Source organism: Nonomuraea sp. LPB2021202275-12-8 (assembly GCF_037044575.1).
In the GTDB taxonomy this organism is placed as follows: domain Bacteria; phylum Actinomycetota; class Actinomycetes; order Streptosporangiales; family Streptosporangiaceae; genus Nonomuraea.
The window spans coordinates 13502-32610 of the sequence record NZ_JBAHWD010000050.1 but is presented as its reverse complement, the minus strand read 5'-3'; the positions used below and the strand labels follow the sequence as shown (position 1 = coordinate 32610).

General features: G+C 70.3%; 17 protein-coding genes. 12 read left to right on the top strand and 5 right to left on the bottom strand.

The genetic code is table 11. From position 1 onward, the window contains the following. Window positions 1-3: 3 nt before the first annotated feature. Together V5E28_RS45270 and V5E28_RS45265 are read right to left on the bottom strand one after the other, a co-directional pair. Window positions 4-948 carry a D-2-hydroxyacid dehydrogenase family protein gene (locus V5E28_RS45270; protein ID WP_336216422.1) on the bottom strand — a complete coding sequence of 315 codons (945 nt, stop codon included), beginning with the start codon at window positions 946-948 and terminating at the stop codon, window positions 4-6. Window positions 949-1183: 235 nt separating this feature from the next. Next, complete coding sequence (locus tag V5E28_RS45265) at window positions 1184-1501, bottom strand: hypothetical protein (protein WP_336216420.1); 318 nt, start codon at window positions 1499-1501, stop codon at window positions 1184-1186. Between the two features lie 447 nt (window positions 1502-1948). Here V5E28_RS45265 and V5E28_RS45260 point away from each other — a divergent pair, with 447 nt between their 5' ends. The 4 genes from V5E28_RS45260 (at window position 1949) to V5E28_RS45245 (ending at window position 6343) form a co-directional block, all read left to right on the top strand. Continuing rightward, a complete protein-coding gene (locus tag V5E28_RS45260; protein ID WP_336216419.1) occupies window positions 1949-3724 on the top strand; it encodes a glycosyltransferase family 2 protein in 1776 nt (591 codons plus the stop codon). 72 nt (window positions 3725-3796) lie between these two features. Continuing rightward, window positions 3797-4810, top strand: coding sequence for an energy-coupling factor ABC transporter permease (locus tag V5E28_RS45255; RefSeq protein ID WP_336216417.1), 1014 nt, complete (start codon window positions 3797-3799; stop codon window positions 4808-4810). A gap of 25 nt (window positions 4811-4835) precedes the next feature. Next, window positions 4836-5591, top strand: coding sequence for a cobalt ECF transporter T component CbiQ (cbiQ, locus tag V5E28_RS45250; RefSeq protein ID WP_336216416.1), 756 nt, complete (start codon window positions 4836-4838; stop codon window positions 5589-5591). Next, window positions 5588-6343 carry an energy-coupling factor ABC transporter ATP-binding protein gene (locus V5E28_RS45245; RefSeq protein WP_336216414.1) on the top strand — a complete coding sequence of 252 codons (756 nt, stop codon included), beginning with the start codon at window positions 5588-5590 and terminating at the stop codon, window positions 6341-6343. Before cbiQ ends, V5E28_RS45245 begins: the two co-directional genes overlap by 4 nt. Here V5E28_RS45245 and V5E28_RS45240 read toward each other — a convergent pair. Beyond that, a complete protein-coding gene (locus tag V5E28_RS45240) occupies window positions 6315-7337 on the bottom strand; it encodes a potassium channel family protein (RefSeq protein ID WP_336216413.1) in 1023 nt (340 codons plus the stop codon). The genes V5E28_RS45245 and V5E28_RS45240 overlap by 29 nt on opposite strands. 72 nt (window positions 7338-7409) lie before the next feature. On the opposite strand from V5E28_RS45240, the gene V5E28_RS45235 reads away from it, so the two are divergent. The 5 genes from V5E28_RS45235 to V5E28_RS45215 all read left to right on the top strand — a co-directional run bounded on the left by V5E28_RS45235 (window position 7410) and on the right by V5E28_RS45215 (window position 10557). Then, complete coding sequence (locus V5E28_RS45235) at window positions 7410-7748, top strand: STAS domain-containing protein (protein ID WP_336216412.1); 339 nt, start codon at window positions 7410-7412, stop codon at window positions 7746-7748. 49 nt (window positions 7749-7797) lie between these two features. After that, entirely contained in the window at window positions 7798-8571 is a 774-nt protein-coding gene (locus V5E28_RS45230; protein WP_336216411.1) for an SDR family NAD(P)-dependent oxidoreductase, read from the top strand. A 21-nt stretch (window positions 8572-8592) separates the two neighbouring features. Then, on the top strand, window positions 8593-9357 hold the full coding sequence (locus V5E28_RS45225) for a crotonase/enoyl-CoA hydratase family protein (protein ID WP_336216410.1): 765 nt from the start codon (window positions 8593-8595) through the stop codon (window positions 9355-9357). 105 nt (window positions 9358-9462) lie between these two features. Then, on the top strand, window positions 9463-10080 hold the full coding sequence (locus tag V5E28_RS45220; RefSeq protein ID WP_336216408.1) for a rhomboid family intramembrane serine protease: 618 nt from the start codon (window positions 9463-9465) through the stop codon (window positions 10078-10080). Window positions 10081-10182: 102 nt separating this feature from the next. After that, entirely contained in the window at window positions 10183-10557 is a 375-nt protein-coding gene (locus V5E28_RS45215) for a BlaI/MecI/CopY family transcriptional regulator (protein ID WP_336216407.1), read from the top strand. Here the strand turns inward: V5E28_RS45215 and serC are convergent. Further along, window positions 10536-11645 carry a phosphoserine transaminase gene (serC, locus tag V5E28_RS45210; protein WP_336216405.1) on the bottom strand — a complete coding sequence of 370 codons (1110 nt, stop codon included), beginning with the start codon at window positions 11643-11645 and terminating at the stop codon, window positions 10536-10538. The two genes, V5E28_RS45215 and serC, sit on opposite strands and share 22 nt — an antisense overlap. 123 nt (window positions 11646-11768) lie before the next feature. Between serC and V5E28_RS45205 the strand changes: the two genes are divergently transcribed. Together V5E28_RS45205 and V5E28_RS45200 are read left to right on the top strand one after the other, a co-directional pair. Continuing rightward, window positions 11769-14411 carry an ABC transporter substrate-binding protein gene (locus V5E28_RS45205; protein WP_336216403.1) on the top strand — a complete coding sequence of 881 codons (2643 nt, stop codon included), beginning with the start codon at window positions 11769-11771 and terminating at the stop codon, window positions 14409-14411. Window positions 14412-14496: 85 nt separating this feature from the next. Further along, window positions 14497-17088, top strand: coding sequence for an ABC transporter substrate-binding protein (locus V5E28_RS45200; RefSeq protein ID WP_336216402.1), 2592 nt, complete (start codon window positions 14497-14499; stop codon window positions 17086-17088). Window positions 17089-17164: 76 nt separating this feature from the next. On the opposite strand, the gene V5E28_RS45195 is transcribed toward V5E28_RS45200, so the two are convergent. Continuing rightward, window positions 17165-18271, bottom strand: a complete 1107-nt coding sequence (locus tag V5E28_RS45195) for a citrate synthase 2 (protein ID WP_336216401.1) — start codon at window positions 18269-18271, stop codon at window positions 17165-17167. 176 nt (window positions 18272-18447) lie between these two features. On the opposite strand from V5E28_RS45195, the gene pdxH reads away from it, so the two are divergent. Next, window positions 18448-19101, top strand: a complete 654-nt coding sequence (gene pdxH / locus V5E28_RS45190) for a pyridoxamine 5'-phosphate oxidase (protein WP_336216400.1) — start codon at window positions 18448-18450, stop codon at window positions 19099-19101. Window positions 19102-19109 lie beyond the last annotated feature (8 nt).

Below are 19109 nucleotides of genomic sequence, written 5' to 3'. Positions count from 1 at the left end.
GCCTCACGACAGCAGGCGGATGGGGGCTCCCGCGAGGAAGGCCTCGATGTCCTCCACGGCCTGGCGGAAGTAGGTCCGATAGTTGCCGCGCGTCACGTAGCCGAGATGTGGAGTGGCCAGCACGTTGGGCAGGGTGCGCAGGTCGTGGCCGGGCGGCAGCGGCTCGGTCTCGAAGACGTCCAGGCCGGCCCCCGCGATCCGGCCGGCCTTCAGGGCCTCGGCCAGGGCGTGCTGGTCGACGATGGCCGCCCGGGAGGTGTTGATCAGGTAGGCCGTGGGGCGCATCAGCGCCAGCTCCCGCGAGCCGATCAGGCCGCGCGTGCGGTCGCTCAGCACCACGTGGACGGACAGGAAGTCCGACTCGGCGAGCAGGGAGTCCATGCCGGTCGCGAGCCGCACGCCGAGCTCGTCCGTCCGGCCCTTCGTCAGGTTCCGGCTCCAGGAGAGCACGTCCATGCCGAACGCCTGCCCGATCGCCGCCATCTGGGAGCCGATCCTGCCAAGGCCGAGCAGGCCGAGAGTGCTGCCCTTGAGGTCCGTGCCGAGGGTGCTCTGCCAGGGGCCGTCCTGACGCATGAGGGTGGACTCCGCGACCACCTGGCGGGCCAGGCCGAGGATCAGCGCCCAGGACAGCTCGGCCGGCGGGGCGAAGTCGCTTTCCGTGCCGCACACGGTGACGCCGTGCGCCCTGGCGGCGTCCAGGTCGATCGAGGCGTTGCGCATGCCGGTGGTGACCAGCAGGCGCAGGTGAGGCAGCCGGGCGAACAGCTCCGCCGTGAACGGGGTGCGCTCACGCATGATCACGACGATCTCGGAGTCGTGGATCGCGGCCACCAGGTCGTCGGCGGAGGTGAAGTGCTCGTGGAAGCTGGTCGCCCGCACGGATGACCAGTCGGCCAGGTGGAGAGCGACACTCTGGTAGTCGTCGAGCAAGGCGCAGCGCAGCATGAGATCCAATGCTATCGAGCCCCCTGCTCCAGCTCCCCGGTATCCCGGGGAGCTGGAGCCCGTTCATTCGGCGGCCAGCCGTTCGGCCTCTTCGTGCAGCGCCACGATCACCAGCAGTTCCAGCTGGAACTCGTCGAGATCGGTCGCCGCCAGACCGTCAAGGACGCGCATGCGGGCCTCCCTTAACTAAGGACGCCCCAGAAGTCACACAGGTTCACACATCACTGCGGATATGTCAGGCCACTCCGGACAGGCCCGCGTGCCGGTCGCGTTCCATTTGGGCCTGGAGGATTTCCTGGCGTTCCTCGTTTATCTTGCGGCAGATGATGACGTACGCGTTGAGCACTTTGGAGTAGGACCGCCGGGCCTGCTCGAGCTGCTCGGTCAGGCTCAGGACCCGATCGGCGTCGCCCTGCCGCTCGGCCTCGGCGAGCAGCGCGCGTGCCTCGTCGACGATCTCCTCCGACCGCAGCCTCGTCCGGCGCAGGAGTGCGGAGCACTCGTAGAGCTCTCCCAGTCGAGCTGAGGAGACGATGAATTCAGCAGTGTGCACAGCCGACCCTTTTCCTGCCATCCGCCTGCGGAGACCCGTTCGCATAGCCGCCACCTCCACCGTCAAGGTTGCCTAACTGTAGACGCGCCGACCCCAGCTATGGATCACGCGTGGAGGGCGGGGGGTACGGCACTGTTCCCCCGGGGAGGTTCTCTCCTCCCGAGGGGGATAACAACGTCCCTGAAGCCGATTCGGTGCGGGTTGAATGCGGTAATTGGCGGGCTGCCTGCGGCTTTTCGAAGTTTGCGATGAATGGCCTTCCTGAGCAAAACCGGAGTACGAAGACCTCCGATCGCCCCACGCCACCCGCGGCCGTCGTCACATACTGATACGAGGCGCAAGCACGCTGTTACGCCGAGGGGCGGGTTAGTGGTGGCGATGGTGACAACGGGCGGCGACGGCCCGGTTGACGTATGCGTCGACGTGAACGTCGACCGGGGCGTTGACGTGAGCATCGTCATCCCCGCCCGTAACTGCCGGCCGTACCTGGACAGATGCCTCACGGCCGCGCTCGTGCAGCGGGTACGCAAGGAGATCGTCGTAGTCGACGACGGGTCCACCGACGGCACGGCCGAGTTGCTCGATCTCTACGCCGCCTACCACCGCGGCATCGTCAGGGTCGTCCGCGTCGAAGGCGGCACCGGTGCGGGCCGGCCGCGCAACGTCGGCCTCGACCATGCCGCCGGCCGCTACGTGTTCTTCTGCGACGCCGACGACTACCTCGGTCCCGAGGCGCTGGAGCGCATGGTCGCGTCGGCCGACAGGAACGGCTCCGACATCGTGCTGGGCAAGATCGTCGGACATGGGCGGCGGGCCCCGGTCTCGATGTTCCACCGCAGCGCCGACCGGGTGGAGCTCGGCGACAGCGCCGTCTACAACAGCCTGAGCTGCTTCAAGCTGTTCCGCAGGCAGATGCTGGAAAGGCACCGCATCAGGTTCCGCGAGGGGCTGCTGGTCGGCGAGGACATCTACTTCACCGTGCACGCCTACTGCCACGCCGAGGCGATCTCCGTGGTCGCCGACCACGACTGCTACCACCTGGTCGACAGGGCCGACGGCAGCAGCATCATGCAGCGGCCGGACAGCCGTGACCCGGTCTCCTGGCTGGCCATGATCAGAGGGCCGATCCAGCTCATGGCCGAGCACATCCCGCCGGGGAAGCTGCGCGACCACCTCCTGCTGCGGCATTTCAGGCTGGACGCCTTCGCGCAGCTCGGCACGCCGTTCCTGGAGGCCGGAGACGTGCAGCGCAAGAACATCGCGCAGGCGGTGGCGGGCATCTGCGACCAGTGGCTCACCTCCGGCGTCTACCAGCGGCTGAGCGGCACCGACAGGCAGCGGCTGGCCGCCCTCGGCGATGTCGACCGCCTCGTCCGCCTGGCCGACATCGAGAGCGCCATGGTGCGGCGCAGCCTGACCGGGCTGCGCTGGGACGGCGACCGGCTGGTGGTGACGGGGACCGCCGCGCTGGAGGGGGTCGGCGCGCACGAGGCCGTCGCCCTGGTGCTGCGGCCGCGGCAGGAGCCCGGCCGCGAGCTGGTCGTGGCCGCCGAGCAGGAGGGCGACGGGTTCACCGCCGGGATCGACGTGGCCGCCCTCGGCGCCGGGGTGTGGGACCTGCGGGTGACCGTCGAGCTGGAGGGGGTCGTCAGGGCCGGCAGGCTCGGCGCGGACCGGGAGGGCGGAGTCGCCCGGCCGGCGCCCCGGCTGATCGGCGGCGTGGTCGCGCTGCCGTACTTCACCAGGGACAACGGCAACCTCAGCATCGACGTCGGCGGGTACGTGGTCGGGGTGCCGGGGAACGCGCGCATCACCAGGACGAGCTGGTCGTTCGGGCGGCTGGTCGTCGACGGCGAGATCACCGTCGCCGGGACCGTCCCGCCCGCGTCCGCGGTGCGGCGGCTGGTCTGGCGCGAGCGGGGCAGCGGCCGGGAGCGGGCCGATCGGGTGGTCGCGCTGTCCGGTGGCGGGTTCGTCGCCCGGCCTGCCGTCGGCCGGCTCTCGCCCGGCACCTGGGACGCCTACCTGGAGCTGGAGCTGGGCGGGCCGCCTGCCAGATTCAGGATCGAGACGGACGCCGCGACGGTCGCCGCGCCGCGACGGTGGCTGGGCGGCATCGTGCTGAGGAGCGTGCGCCCGTACGCGACGGCGGGCAAGGGGCGGCTCAGCACGGTCGTGCGGCGGCTCACCGCGCGGATGGTGTTCAGAAGAATCATGCGCTAATGCCATCCATATGCAGGTGCAATACGATGTCCTAAAGTAGGGACGTTTGTTCTCTGCTGACGGAGGCTGGTCGTGCACGTACCCGATGGCTTTTTCAACGCCGCCGTATCCATCTCGGCAGCAGCGGTCTCCGCCGCCGGGGTGGCGGTCTGTCTGCGTGGCGCCAAGCGCGAGCTCGACGACAGGACCGCGCCCATGGCCGGGCTCGTCGCCGCGTTCATCTTCGCCGTCCAGATGCTGAACTTCCCTGTCGCCGGCGGGACCAGCGGTCACCTGCTGGGCGGAGCGCTGGCGGCCATCCTCGTCGGACCCTATACAGGCGTGCTCTGCATGACCGTGGTCCTGCTCGTACAGGGACTGTTCTTCGCCGACGGCGGGCTCACGGCGCTGGGCGTCAACATCTTCCTCATGGGCATCGTGACGGTGCTGGTCGGCTGGGGGGTCTTCAAGCTGATCACCCGGTTCGCCACCGGCCGGGCCGGTGTGAGCGCCGCGGCCTTCGTCGCCTCGCTGGTCTCCGTGCCCGCCTCGGCGCTGGTGTTCACGGTGCTGTTCTGGATCGGCGGCACCGCGCCGATCGAGATCGGCGCGGTCGCGGCCGCGATGGGCGGCGTGCACGTGCTGATCGGCATCGGCGAAGGGCTGATCACCGCGCTGACCGTGGGCGCGGTGCTGGCCGTCCGCCCCGACCTGGTGTACGGCGCGCGCGGGCTGGCCCGGCCGCTGGAGCTGCGGGGAGCCGACGGGACGAGCACGGTCACGCCGCAGCGGGCGCCGGGTGAGCCCGCGCCCCCGGTGCGGAGCAAGCCGTTCGTGCTGGGCGCGCTCGGGCTGACGCTGCTGCTCGCGGGCGTGGTGTCGTTCTTCGCCTCGTCCGACCCGGACGGGCTGGAGTCCGTGGCCGAGGAGAAGGGTTTTCTGGAGCAGGCGGGCGACCACCTGTTCGGCTCATGGGCGCTGGCCGACTACGGTGACGTGGGCGGCATTCCCGTGGGTGTCGCGGGGATCATCGGAGTCGGGCTGACGCTGCTGGTGGCCGGGGTGCTGGCCTACGCCGCACGCGGCCGGGACAAGTCGCGGGTCTGAGCGAGCGGGAGGCGGTGAGCGGCAGATGGGAGTGGGGCACAGGCATCAGCTCTACCTGCCGGGCGATTCGGCCGTGCACCGGCTGCCGCCGCAGTGCAAGCTGCTCGCCGTCCTCTGCTTCGCCGTCGTGGTCGTGGCCACCCCGCGCGAGCACTTCTGGGCATTCGGGGCGTACGCGCTCATGCTCGTCGCCGTCGCGGCCACGGCCCGCATCCCGCCGGCCTACATCCCGCGGCGGATGGTGATCGAGTTGCCGTTCGTGCTGTTCGCCTTCCTCATCCCGGTCATCGGGCTGGGGGAGAGGGTCACGGTGCTCGGGCTGTCGTTGAGCGTCCCCGGTCTCTGGGCGGCCTGGAACATCCTGGCCAAGGCGACGCTCGGCGTGGTCGCCTCGATCCTGCTCGCGGCGACCACCGAGCCGCGTGCGGTGCTGCTCGGTGCGCAGCGGCTGCGGGTGCCCGGCCTGCTGGTGCAGATCGCGATGTTCATGCTCCGCTATCTGGACGTGATCCTGGACGAGATGCGGCGGATGCGGATCGCGCGGGAGTCCCGAGGGTTCGAAGCGCGAAATCTCCGCCACATTCCGGTGATCGCCCGGTCTGCCGGGGCGCTGTTCATCCGCTCGTACGAGCGCGGCGAGCGGGTGCACCTGGCGATGCTCAGCCGAGGCTACTCCGGCCAGATGCCGATAATTCAGGAAATATCGGCATCTGCTGGACAATGGGGTGCCGCGCTCGCCCTGCCCATCGCGGCCCTGGCAGTGTTGGGACTCTCGCTGTGACAGATCAGAACTCCCTTGAGGTCAGCCGCCTCGCCTACGCCTACCCCGACGGGACGCAGGCGCTGTTCGGCGTGGACCTCACGATCCGGCGCGGCGAGCGGGTCGCCCTGCTCGGCCCGAACGGCGCCGGCAAGACCACGCTCGTCATGCACCTCAACGGCATCCTGACGGCCGGGCACGGCACCGTGACGGTGGCGGGCACGCCGGTGCGCCGCGACACGCTCAAGGAGATCAGGCAGCGGGTCGGCCTGGTCTTCCAGGACCCCGACGACCAGCTCTTCATGCCCACGGTCCGGGACGACGTGGCGTTCGGCCCCGCCAACTCGGGCCTGCGGGGCGAGCGGCTCGAAGCCGTGGTCAGCGCCGCGCTCGAGCGCGTCGGCATGCTGGAGGCCATCGACCGGCCGCCGCACCACCTGTCGTTCGGCCAGCGCCGCAGGGTCGCGGTGGCGACCGTGCTGGCGATGCGGCCCGAGATCCTGGTGCTCGACGAGCCGTCGTCCAACCTGGACCCGGCCGCCCGCAGGGAGCTGGCCGAGATCCTGCGCTCGCTCGACGTGACCGTGCTCATGGTCACCCACGATTTGCCGTACGCCCTGGAGCTGTGCGAGCGCTCGCTCATCCTCTCCGACGGGGTGATCGCCGCCGACGGCCCGACGCGGGAGCTGCTCGCCGACGCGGACCTGCTCGCCCGCCACCGCCTGGAGCTGCCCTACGGGTTCGCTATTCCGGCGGCGGCGGAACGTGGATGACCACCAGCCGGTCGCCCGCGCGCAGCTCCGCGACCCTCGGGTCGGCGTACGTCATGAGCTTGCCGTCGCGGACCACGGCCACCGCGAGCTCGTCGCCCATGGTCGGCGGCTTGCCGATCTCCGCCGGCAGGACGGGCCGCTCGTAGAGGTCCACGCCCTTGCCGTAGGCGAGCATGTCCTCGATCACCGCGCTCACGGCCGGGCTCTGCGTGGCCACGCCCAGCATGCGGCCTGCGGCCTCCGACGAGGTGATCACCACGTCGGCGCCGCTCTGCCGCACCAGGGGGTCGTTCTCGGCCTCGCGCACCGCCGCCACGATCGTGGCCCTGCTGTTGAGGCTGCGGGCGGTGAGCGTGACCAGGGCCGTGGTGTCGTCACGCCGGGTGGCGATGATGACCTCGCGGGCCTCCCTTATCCTGGCGCGGTTGAGGACGTGGCTGCGGCTGCCGTCGCCGACCATGCCGACGAAGCCGTGGGCCGCCGCCTCCTCGATGACGGCGGGGTCCGGGTCCACCACCACGATGGACTCCTTGGCCCGGTCGTTCTCCATCAGCGTGCGGCTCGCGGCGCGTCCCTTGGTGCCGTAACCGATGATCACCGTGTGGTCGCGCAATCTGCCCCTCCAGCGTTCGATCATTATGGCGTCCCTGGTGCGCTTGGTGAGGACCTCCAGTGTGGTGCCCACGAGCACGACCAGGAAGGCGATGCGCAGCGGCGTGACGGCCACGATGTTGACGATCCTGGCCCCCGTGGTGACGGGGGTGATGTCGCCGTAGCCGGTGGTGGAGATCGACACCGTCACGTAGTACAGGGCGTCGAGCAGCGAGACGCGGCCGTCGGCGTTGTCGTGGTAGCCGTCGAGATCCACCGCCACCAGCGCGAACATCGCCAGCAGCATCGCCAGTGCGATCGCCATTCGGCGCAGCACGGCCCGTAGCGGGCTGAGGCGGGTGGACGGCATGCGGATCCCCAGTACCGTCCCGTCCTCTTGCATACGACTGATCGTAGTTGCGCATGCCCGGTATCGGGGCAAGTCGAAGTACAGTGGCTCATCGAGGAGGGGCCAATGAAGCTGCGGCTTGCGCGACACGCCCTCGGTGACGCCGTGGTGGTGGCCGTTTCGGGAGAGCTCGACCTGTTCACCGCCCCGTTCCTCCGTGACGAGGTGCGCGACGCGATCAAGCAGGACAGCGCCAGGCTCGTGCTCGATCTCCAGCAGTTGTCCTTCATGGACTCCAGCGGCCTGTCGGTGCTGATCGAGGCCTGGCGGCTGGCGACCGGCGAGGGCGGTGGCGTTTCGCTGGCCGCGCCGCAGGCGCCGGTGGCGCGGATCCTGCGCACGACCGGGCTCGACCGCCGCATCAAGGTCTACTCCGATGTGGACAGTGCCGTGGGAGGAATTTGACCCACCCCCGAGTAGAACTTCATTCGGTTGGCGGGTTAGGGTCCGTGCTATGGACGTGAACGGATCTGCAGCAATCATCTCCGGCGGTGCCAGCGGCCTCGGTGAGGCCACGGCCCGCGAGCTGGCGCGCCTGGGCGCCACCGTGGTCATCGCCGACCTCAACGAGGAGCGCGGCAAGGCCGTCGCCGACGAGCTCGGCGGCGTGTTCGCCAAGACCGACGTGTCGGACGACCAGCAGGTGCAGGCGGCCGTGGACGCAGCCGTGGCCACCGGCAAGCCGCTGCGCGTGGTGGTCAACAGCGCGGGCATCGGCTGGGCGGAGCGCACGGTCAACCGCGAGGGTGCGCCGCACAACCCGGCCTCCTACCGCAAGGTCATCGAGGTCAACCTGATCGGCACGTTCAACCTCATGCGCATCGGCGCGGCGGCCATCGCCAAGTCCGAGCCGGTCGACGCCGACGGGCAGCGCGGCGTGGTGATCAACACCGCGTCCGTGGCGGCGCTGGAGGGGCAGACCGGTCAGCTCGCCTACAGCGCCTCCAAGGGCGGCATCGTGGGCATGACCGTGCCCGCCGCCCGCGACCTGGCCGCCATCGGGGTGCGGGTCAACACGATCTGCCCCGGCATCATCGACACCCCCATCTACGGCTTCTCGCCGAACTCCGACGAGTTCAAGGCCAAGCTGGTGGCGCCGGTGGTCTTCCCCAAGCGCATGGGCCGTGCCGACGAGTTCGCCCACCTGGTGCGCTCGCTCGTCGAGAACGACTACATGAACGCCGAGGTCGTCCGCTTCGACGGCGGCATCCGCTTCCAGCCCAAGTAAGTCCCGAGTGAGTGAGGTCTCGTGTCTGACGAAGTTCTCGTCGAGGAGTCCGACGGCGTAGCCGTGATCACCATCAACCGCCCCAAGGCGCGTAACGCGGTCAACGGGGCGGTCGCGCGGGGCGTCGTGGCGGCGCTGGACGCGCTCGACGCACGTCCCGATATTTCGGCGTACGTCCTGACCGGAGCAGGTGGCACGTTCTCCGCGGGGATGGACCTGAAGGGATTCCTGACCGGCGACTTTCCGGTGGTGGAGGGCCGCGGCTTCGGCGGCCTGACCGAGGCGCCGCCCAAGAAGCCCATCGTCGCCGCCGTCGAGGGGTACGCACTGGCGGGCGGCTTCGAACTGGCCATGTCCTGCGACCTCATCGTGGCCTCTTCGGAGTCGAAGTTCGGCCTGCCCGAGCCCAAGCGCGGGCTGGTGGCGGGCGCGGGCGGCATCATGCGCCTGCCGCGCAGGATCCCCTACCACGTGGCCATGGAGATCGCCCTGACCGGCGATCACTACCCGGCCTCCCGCCTGTACGAGCTGGGCCTGGTCAACCGGATCACCGAGCCGGGGGCCGCTCTGGAGGGGGCGCTGGAGCTGGCACGCAAGATCGCCGCGAACGCGCCGCTGGCTCTCGCCGCGACCAAGAAGGTGATCATCGAGTCGCAGGACTGGTCGCTGGAGGAGATGTTCAAGCGGCAGGGCGCGATCATCAACCCGGTGTTCGGCTCCAAGGACGCCATGGAGGGCGCGGCGGCCTTCGCCGAGAAGCGCGCCCCCCAGTGGAAGGGCGAGTAGCCCGGTATGGCGGTAGCCCCCTCTCGTGATCGGGAGGGGGTTTCTTTACGCGCCCGTACGGCTTCGTACGTACGGTAGAGAAGACCGACCACCTGGGAGATGCGGATGAGCGACTATTCGAGGTCCCCGTTCGAGTCCGCCAAGCGCGGAGCCGGGACGCTGCTGTCGGGCGCCCTGAGCGCGTTGCTCCTGATGGTCGCCCTGCTGGGCGTCATGTGGGGGGTCGAGGTGGTCGACTACGTCCTCGGCGGCAGCCTCGACCAGGAGTTCGGCATCGTCGGGTGGGAGCCTTCAGGGCTGGTCGGCATCTTCTTCGCGCCGTTCCTCCACATCGGCTTCGGCCACCTGATGGCCAACTCGCTGCCGCTGCTGGTCCTCGGGTTCCTCGCGGGGCTGCGCGGGGTCGGCAGGTTCTTCGCGGCCAGCCTGCTGATCATCGTCATCGGCGGCATCGGCACCTGGTTCACCAGTCCCGACGTCATCACGGTGGGCGCCAGCGGGCTCGTGTTCGGCTACTTCGGTTACGTCGTGGCCCGCGGCCTGTTCGACCGGCGGATCCTGGACATCGTTCTCGGCATCGGGGTGGCGATCGCCTACTGGTCGATCTTGGCCGGCCTGCTGCCCAACCAGCCGGGCATCTCCTGGCAGGGGCACCTGTTCGGGCTCATCGGCGGCGTGGTCGCCGCCTGGGTCCTGCGCCGCCCGTCGCAGGCGGCCATCTAGCTCCCAGGACGCCCATGCCGGCGTAGAGGTGGACAGGACGCGATCAATCGGGGAGATTCGGGAAAGAACGTTTCTTTTTGAACATTCTGGAGGATCGGTCTGTTGGCGAGCCTGGGATCCCTGGAAAGCGCGATCATGGACGTGCTGTGGGATGCCGGGAAGCCCATGCGGGTCAGAGAGCTCCTGGCCAAGCTGAACGAGGACCGTGAGCTCGCCTACACCACCGTGCAGACCGTCGCCGAGCGGCTGGTGAAGAAGGGCATGCTGATCCGCACGCCCCATCGCAACGCCTTCAGATATGCCGCCGCCCGCTCACAGGCCGAGCACGTCACCCGGCTCATGCTCGACGCGCTGGCCGCCAGCACCGACAGGCCGCCGGTGCTGGCGAGGTTCGCGCAGAGCGTCGAGGAGGAGGACGCGCTGACCCTCCTCGACGAGTTGTCCCGAAGGACGGGTCAGAGGCGCTCGACCACGTAGTCGACGCACGCCGTCAGCGCCTCGACGTCAGACGGCTCGATGGCCGGGAACATGGCGACGCGCAGCTGGTTGCGGCCCAGCTTGCGGTAGGGCTCGGTGTCGACGATGCCGTTGGCGCGCAGCACCTTGGCCACCGCCGCCGCGTCCACGCTGTCGGCGAAGTCGATGGTGCCGACCACCTGCGAGCGGAACTCCGGAGCGGCGAACGGGGTGGCGAAGGACGACTTGTCCGCCCAGGTGTAGAGCCGCTGGGCGGAGTCGGCCGTGCGGGACGTGGTCCAGGCCAGGCCGCCGTTGCCGTTCATCCAGTCGAGCTGGTCGGCCAGCAGGAACAGCGTCGCCACCGCCGGGGTGTTGTAGGTCTGGTCCTTGGCGGAGTTGTCGATGGCCACCGGCAGGGAGAAGAACTCCGGCACGTAGCGGCCGGACGCCGCGATCTCCTCGACCCTGGCCAGGGCGCGCGGCGACATGAGCGCGATCCACAGGCCGCCGTCGGAGGCGAAGCTCTTCTGCGGGGCGAAGTAGTAGACGTCGGTCTCCGACACGTCCACGGGCAGGCCGCCGGCGCCGGACGTGGCGTCCACGAGCACGAGCGCGTCGTCGCCGCCCACCCGCCTGATCGGCATGGCCACGCCGGTGGAGGTCTCGTTGTGGGTGAGCGCGTAGACGTCCACGCCGTCCTCGTCCACGGCCTGCGGGTGGGTGCCGACCTCGGAGGCGATGACCGAGGGCTCGCCCAGCCACGGCGCCTTCTTGGCGACGGTGGCGAACTTCGAGGAGAACTCGCCGAAGGACAGGTGCTGCGACCTGTCGCGGATGAGCCCGAAGGAGGCGATGTCCCAGAAGGCGGTGGTGCCTCCGTTGCCGAGGACGACCTGATAGCCGTCGGGCAGCGAGAACAGGTCGGCGAGGCCGGACCGCACTCGGCCGACCAGGTTCTTGACCGGCTTCTGGCGGTGAGAGGTGCCCATCACGCTCGCGCCGGAGGCGGCGAGGGCGGCCAGTTGCTCGGTGCGAACCTTCGAGGGCCCGCAGCCGAAGCGGCCGTCGGCGGGCTTGATGTCAGCGGGAATCACGATGTCAGCCACGTGACCAGGTTATCCATCCGGAGCGATTGCCTGACGCCGGGTCCGGATGATGAGAAGGTCGAACCTTTTCCAGCGATTGTTCGTTGGACAGTAGAGTTGATCACCGGCTGAGGGAGTGCCCGGGTGGCCGATTTACGGGGTGTCATCGAGGGACTCGTACGCCGGCCGGCCTTCTGGCGCGCCGACCCTCCGCTGCCCACGGTGCTGGTCATGGGGCCGGAGGCGTTCCAGGCGATCGAGATGCTCGCCAAGCCGTTCCAGGACTGCGTGCCCTACGCCGACGTCCGCGATGGCGCGCACGGCTCGGTGCTGGAGCTGGTCAAGGCGCTGGCGGGGGAGCACGGCCAGCTCGGCAAGCCTGTGGGCGGCTCGCTGCTGCCGCCGCCGCGCTTCCCGCTCGCCCAGTTCGTGGTGTGGGCGAGGGAGCAGCGCGACCTGCCACCGGAGGGCGGCGGGACGTGGCCGCCCGATCCGCAGACGCACACCGGCTATCGGGAGTTCAAGAAGCGCTTCAAGGAGTGGCGCAAGAGCAGGTTCGCCGGCTACCGCAACCTCAAGGTGTCGATCGACCTCGTGGGCCGGGCACTCGTGACGTGGTTGCCGATCGGCGCGCTGGCGGTCTACTTCCTGGGCGGCGTCACCGACTTCGTGGGCGCCGTCCCCCTGGTGGGCGGCGGTCTGCTGGCGCTGGTCGGCGCCGGCTGGCAGGGGTGGCGGTCGATCCGGGGCTCGCTCACCTTCAGATGGTTCGGCGAGCAGCCTTATCTGACGCGCAAGCGGTTCGAGCGCAAGCCGCAGTACGCCCTCCGCCTGGCGGGCGCGAGCGAGGCCGACATCGAGCGGCTGCTGGTCCACGCCCTGGCCAGGGACCTGCGTGAGGCCTACAAGAAGTGGATCACCCCGTGGCCGAGCTGGGGCCGGGGACTGTATGCCCTGTTGCTGCTCCAGGCCGGCACGCCTGACGGGGTCAACGCGCGCTTCCTCCGGCTGATGGAGGAGACCACGAGGGAGACCGGGCTGCTCGTGCCGATGGTGGTGCTGGCGGCGGTGGCCGACGTCGAGGCCAGGCCGCAGGCCGGTCCCGCGGAGCTCGACGAGCTCGCCGAGGCGGTCCGCCGGTGGCGGGCCGGTGCCCGGCAGCGCGTCCCGGACCTTCGGCTCGGCGTCCGGGCCGAGGCCGTTCCCGCCGCCGCCCCGGGGGACCGGCCGCTGTCGCCGTTGCGCGGGCGGGCCGTGGGTTACTGGCTCGTGGTCGCCGCGCTGGTGGTGCTGCCGATGAGCTGGGTCGCCTGGAACCAGTGGGACAGGGCCGCGCACTGCGGTGGGCTCCGCTGGGCCGAACGGATCGGGGCCGAGTGCGTCGGCGTCGTCAACGCGACCCGCGAGGCCCCGGAAGACCTGTTCGGCGAGGAGGTGCGCCGGCTTGTCCAGAAGATCGACGCGAACAACGCCTACGCCATCGACTCCGGGAGATACGTCAGCGTCGTGGTGTTCGGAGAGTTCTCCATCAGGAAGACCGCGGCGGACGACACCCGGCTCGCGGCGGCGCTGTCCGAGCTCGCGGCGGTGGAGCAGTATCAGCGGGACGTCTCCAGCACGCCCCGGCTCCGCGTGCTCCTCGCGAACGCGGGGAACAACTTCGCCCATGGCCGCCGCACGGCCCGGCTCATCACCGAGATGGCCGAGCAGGACCCGCACGTGATGGGCGTGGTCGGCCTGGCGCGCAGCGTGACAGGGGTCAGCGAAGCGGTCGGGGAGCTGCACCTGGCCAAGATCCCGATGGTGTCGAGCACCGCGACGGCCGACGGGCTCGGCTACATCCACGACCCCGCCAAGCCCGATGACCCGGGCGACCCGTCTCCCTACTACTTCCACGTGGGGCCGACCAACTTCCGGGAGGCAGCGCTGGGCTCGCGGTTCGTCGAGCAGCGCCTTCTCGCGAACGTGAGCAAGCCGAGCGCGGTCATCGTGCAGGACGGGTCGCCCAGCGACCAGTACACCAACAACCTGGCCGACGACTTCCAGGCGGTGCTGGCCGATCGGGGGATCCGGGTCGAGGACCGGGTCTACTACACCGTCGAGGCGGGCGGCATCTCCTCCGCTGCGGTGAAGTCCTGCAGGCTCAAGCCCGACGTCATCGTCTACGCGGGCCGAGCCTCGGAATTCCGCGACTTCCTCATGGCCCTGGAGGGCAACGCCTGCGGCGAGGTGAAGGTGATCGCCGGCGACGACGTGGTCAAGGTGGTGTCCGACCACGGCGGCGAGATCGCCGCGATGAAGCAGGTCGAGGTCTACTATCTGGCACTGGCGCATCGGACGCTCTGGCGCGAGAGCTCCGCGGAGCCGACCAGGTTCGTCAGCGGCCTGCTGAAGGGCGCCCACAAGACGGCCTCCGACGACAGCCTCATCCTCACCTACGACGCGATCAACGTGATCTACCAGGCGGCCAACACCGCCTACCGGGCCGTCGGCGCGGGGGAGGCCGGCGCGCTGCCCAGCCGGGGCGACATCCTCTACCGGCTCGCCCGCACGGCGGGGGACGCCGCCTGGGAGGGATCCGGCGGGGTGATCGACTTCAGCGCCTCCGAGCGGCACACGCCCACCGACAAGGCAATCGCGATCATGAAGGTGGACGAGGCGGCGTGGGGCCACGCCAAGCCCGTCGTCCGCTGCGGTCTCCTGGACACCGGCGAGGCTCCCGGCAAGGACGCCCTGTGCGCGAAGCTGCCCGACGCCGCCTCGCCGGAGCCACGCCGAGTTCGCTGAATCGCCGGTCGCCACGGGGAACGGCGATGTCGCGAATGGCCCAGTATGGGAGCACGACTCGGGGTCGGCGTGTCAGGGAGCGCTCATGGGGGACAGAGACGACCGCGGCTTACTGCGTGGCCTGTTCGACAGATTGATGCGACGGCCCGCTCCCTGGCGTGGTGACCGGCCGATGCCGCAGTTGTCCATCTTCCTGACCGGCAAGGGCGACGCCGATCTCGAGGAGATCATCGCGCCCGACACATCGGACATGCCGCTGTTCTCGCTGGACGCCCGCGAGGTCACCGACGTGCGGACGGTCGTCGACGGGGCTGCGGTCAAGCTGGGGCAGCGGACCGGGCCCAGGGGACTGCCGCCGATCAGGTTCCAGCTCACCGCGTTCGTCCTGCTCGTCATGGAGCGCAAGAGCGCCGGCAAGGCCGAGATCCCCGACATGGAGAGGGCGCTGGCCGCGAATCGTCCGGGCCGGCGCGGGAAGAGCGAGGAGCATCCGCGGGGGAAGGACGAGGACCGGCCGGTCGTGGTCTGGCTGGACTACCTGAGCAGGCTGCTCACCGGCTGGGTCCCGGCGGCCTCGCTGGTCGCCGCCCTGGCCGGTCAGGTGATCACGATCGTGGGCTGGGCGCTGAGCGTGGCGGGCGCCGTCGTGGTGGCCGCCGGCCACGCCGTCCTGCTCGCCCGCACCCATGTCAGGAGCTCGTGGTTCCGGCGGCAGCTCTTCCATCCGCGGGACTCCCTGGAACGGCTGTCCGGCTACGCGCACCGGCTGGCCAAGCTGCCGACGGAGGAGCTGGAGCTGCTGCTGGTCAACGCCTTCCTGGAGGACCTCAGGCAGGCCTACCGGCGGCGCCGGCTGTTCCTCTGGCCGGCGTGGGCCCGCGCCTACTACTGCACCCTGTACCTGCGCGACGTCAGCGGCGCCGAGCGGCCGCCCTTCCTCAGCCGCCTGCACACCGTGCGCCGGCGGGTGGCGCGGTGGGATCCCCTGCTGGTGGTCACCTCCGGGCCGGAGCGGGCCGACCTGCTGCCCAGCGTCCGAATGGTCCGGCTGAGCGCCGACACGCAGCCCGGGGAAGAGCCGTACCGGGACTGGCTGCACCAGGCGCGGCACCGGCACGGCCCCTCCTACCTGGTGGTCGACGGGGTCGACGCGGACGTCACCCAGGCCCCCGCGCTGCCGCCGCCCCGGCTGGGCCACAAGCGGGTCAGGGCCTACTGGACGGTCATGGCGGCCCTGCTGATCGTGCCGCTGCTGGCGTCCGGCGCCTACATCTGGACCACCGACAGGACCTACTGCCAGACCCCTGACGTGCTGCTCGACCAGGGAGAATGCATCGGAATCTCCGATGGCGGCCACGTCTTCCACCAGCGGCTGGCCAGGCCGATCGGCATCATCGAGGCGGAGAACGCCAAGGCCGTGGCGAGCGGCCGCCACGTCGAGATCGCCTACATCGGTCCGCTGACCGGCTCCCCGCAGGCGCTGCTGGCGGGCTCGCACGGCGAGCTGTTCGGCGTCGCCGCCTACCAGCAGGCCTACAACGCCTCCACCAGCTCGCGACCCAAGCTGCGCATCCTGCTGGCCAACCCGGGACGGGCGTTCAGGCGGGCCGTTGCGGTGGCCCGCCAGGTGGTCGAGCGGCTGGAGGGCGGCGCGCCGATCGTCGGGGTGATCGGGATGGCCCAGAGCAGGGTGGGCAACCAGGAGGCCATCGCGGTGCTGAACGCCGCCGGCCTCCCGGTGGTGGTGACCGTCGGCACGGCCGACGACCTGGCCGTCCACCGCAGGGTGCCGGCGCCGTACTTCTTCAGGATGGCCGCCGACAACGAGCGGCAGGCCAAGGCGTCGGCGGCGTGGATCAGGGCGGGCAGCGGCGACCTGCCGCAGGCCAGGACGGTGGCGCTGATGGAGGACGTCAGCGAGGGCGACCTCTACAGCACCGGCCTGGCCGCGGACTTCGCCGCCGCCTTCGGCGACGTCACGCGGCTCCAGTACACCGGAGGGGAGCAGCTCAGGACCCAGGTGAAGCGGGCCTGCGATCACGAGCTGATCTACTACACGGGCCGGGGCGACGACTTCGCCACCTTCGTCGAGGGGCTCAACGAGGGTTGCAGCCAGGCCCGCACCCATCACGTGCTGGCCTCCGACGACGTGACGAAGTACGTACAGGACAACCAGCAGCAGCTCGGCGAGCACCCCAACATGCGCCTGCACTACGTCACGCTCGCCTGGGACCGCGCCTGGGAGTCGCCCTGGGCGGGTGAGGGCCGGGGCGGCACGGCGCAGCTCGCCAAGATCCTGGCGCTGATCGGCTCCGACAGGCAGCCGTCGACGCTGCACGCGATGCTGGCCCACGACGCCGCGCTCGCCCTGGGACTCGCGGTCGGCTCCGCCTACGGCGGCACGGACGCCCTGCCGGACAAGGGCACGGTCCTGTACGGCCTGGGCACGCTCGGCACGCAGTACGGGACCACCGGGGTGATCGAGTTCACCCGCGGCAGAGAGCCGCACGAGTCGACGGACAAGCCCGTCATGCTGGTCCAGGTCCCGAAACGGGCTGTGGGTGAGCCGGGGGAGCAGGTCCTGGTGGGGCTGTGCGGCAGGCTCACCGAGTTGACGCCGCCCCGGTCCGCCTGCCCCGACGCCGGCCTGCGGGAGGGGGAGGAGACACCGGCGTGAAAGTTTCACGCACTCGACCGGTGGCAAGCAAGGAACGGCCCGCCGGTGACCGGCGGACCGTTCGCGGGGCTCGAGGTCAGATGGTGCCGACGACCTCGGAGGCGCCGGGCACGTCGCTGAGCGGGCGCGACGCCGGGCCGATGTAGTTGGCGCTCGGGCGCACCAGCCTGCCCGTGAGCTTCTGCTCAAGGATGTGCGCGGCCCAACCGGCCGTGCGGGCGCAGGTGAACATCGAGGTGAACATGTGCGAGGGCACCTCGGCGAAGTCCAGGACCACCGCGGCCCAGTATTCGACGTTGGTGGCCAGCACGCGGTCGGGCTTGCGGGCGTGGAGCTCCTCCAGCGCCGCCTGCTCCAGCGCCGCCGCGACCTCGTAACGCGGCGCGTCGAGCTCCTTGGCGGTGCGGCGGAGCACGCGGGCCCGCGGGTCCTCGGCACGGTAGACGCGGTGGCCGAAGCCCATCAGCCGCTGGCCCTTGTCGAGCTCGCCCTGCACGTACTTCTTGGCGTCGCCGAGCTTCTCGACACCCTCGATCATGTGCAGGACGCGGGCCGGGGCGCCGCCGTGGAGCGGGCCCGACATGGCGCCGACCGCGCCGGACAGCGCGGCCGCCACGTCCGCGCCGGTGGAGGCGATGACCCTGGCGGTGAAGGTGGAGGCGTTCATGCCGTGCTCGGCCGCCGAGGTCCAGTAGGCGTCGATGGCCCTGACGTGCTTGGGATCGGGCTCACCGCGCCAGCGGATCATGAAGCGTTCGACGATGGTCTTGGCCTCGTCGACGCGGCTCTGGGGCACCATCGGCAGGCCGAGGCCGCGCGCCGACTGCGCCACGAAGGACAGGGCCATCACGGAGGCGCGGGCGAGCTGGTCGCGGGCCTCCTCGTCGCTGATGTCGAGCAGGGCCTTGAAACCGTAGGCCGGAGCCAGCATGGCCAGCGCGCTCTGTACGTCAACGCGGATGTCACCGGAATGGACAGGGATGGGGTACGGCTCCGCCGGGGGAAGGCCCGGCTGGAACTTGTTGTCGACCAGCAGGCCCCAGACGTGCCCGAAGGGGACACGGCCGACCAGCTCCTCGATGTCGACGCCCCGGTATCGAAGGGCGCCCCCTTCTTTGTCCGGTTCCGCGATCTCGGTCTCGAAAGCTACAACGCCCTCGAGGCCGGGTTTGAAGTCGGACATTCTCGGCCGCCTCCCTTTCTTGCCATGTTCCGGCAATGCCTTGATGTCGAGATACCGGCGGGTCAATTTAACCCCCTCCCGGCTCGTGCTCGGCCTCCGGACCCGCCGAAAGGCCAAAACACCTGATAGGAGGCGGTGTGTGGGATCTGCCACCGAGCGCGCAAGAATACCGTCTCGTGGATGCCACCTCGCGCCCGCCCTCGCTGGCAGGGCTCCGCCGCACGTACGAGGGCGAACCGCTGCTCGAAGCCGCCGTCGCGGCCGATCCCATAGCGCAATTCACCGTCTGGTTCGAGGACGCGCTCGACGCGGGCCTGCCCGAACCCAACGCCATGGTGCTGGCGACCGCCTCCGCAGGCGGTCGCCCCAGCGCCAGAACCGTCCTGTTGAAGGCCTACGACGAGCACGGGTTCGTCTTCTTCACCAACTACGAGTCCCGCAAGGGCCGCGACCTGACCGAGAACCCGCGGGCCTCGCTGCTGTTCCCGTGGCATCCGATACGCCGCCAGGTGCGCGTCGAGGGCTCGGTGTCGCGGCTGTCGCACGAGGAGTCGGCCGCCTACTTCAGCTCCAGGCCGTACGGCTCGCGCATCGGGGCCTGGGCGTCGCGCCAGTCCGCGGTCGTGCGGTCCCGGGAGGAGCTGGACGAGCGCTACGAGGAGCTGGCGGCGCGCTGGCCCGAGGACCCGCCGGTGCCGGAGTTCTGGGGCGGCTTCCGGGTGGCCCCGGTGGAGGTGGAGTTCTGGCAGGGGCAGCTCGACCGGATGCATGACAGGCTCCGCTACCGGCGAACCAGACCCGGGTGGGTTCTGGAGAGGCTTGCCCCTTAGTGTCCTTC

Excerpts from the sequence above, each read along its gene's own strand:
- cbiQ (WP_336216416.1), top strand. The coding sequence starts at position 4,836 with ATGGGAGTGGGGCACAGGCATCAGCTCTACCTGCCGGGCGATTCGGCC.
- V5E28_RS45270 (WP_336216422.1), bottom strand. The coding sequence starts at position 948 with ATGCTGCGCTGCGCCTTGCTCGACGACTACCAGAGTGTCGCTCTCCAC.
- V5E28_RS45235 (WP_336216412.1), top strand. The coding sequence starts at position 7,410 with ATGAAGCTGCGGCTTGCGCGACACGCCCTCGGTGACGCCGTGGTGGTG.
- V5E28_RS45220 (WP_336216408.1), top strand. The coding sequence starts at position 9,463 with ATGAGCGACTATTCGAGGTCCCCGTTCGAGTCCGCCAAGCGCGGAGCC.
- V5E28_RS45230 (WP_336216411.1), top strand. The coding sequence starts at position 7,798 with ATGGACGTGAACGGATCTGCAGCAATCATCTCCGGCGGTGCCAGCGGC.
- V5E28_RS45200 (WP_336216402.1), top strand. The coding sequence starts at position 14,497 with ATGGGGGACAGAGACGACCGCGGCTTACTGCGTGGCCTGTTCGACAGA.
- V5E28_RS45240 (WP_336216413.1), bottom strand. The coding sequence starts at position 7,337 with ATGCAAGAGGACGGGACGGTACTGGGGATCCGCATGCCGTCCACCCGC.
- V5E28_RS45195 (WP_336216401.1), bottom strand. The coding sequence starts at position 18,271 with ATGTCCGACTTCAAACCCGGCCTCGAGGGCGTTGTAGCTTTCGAGACC.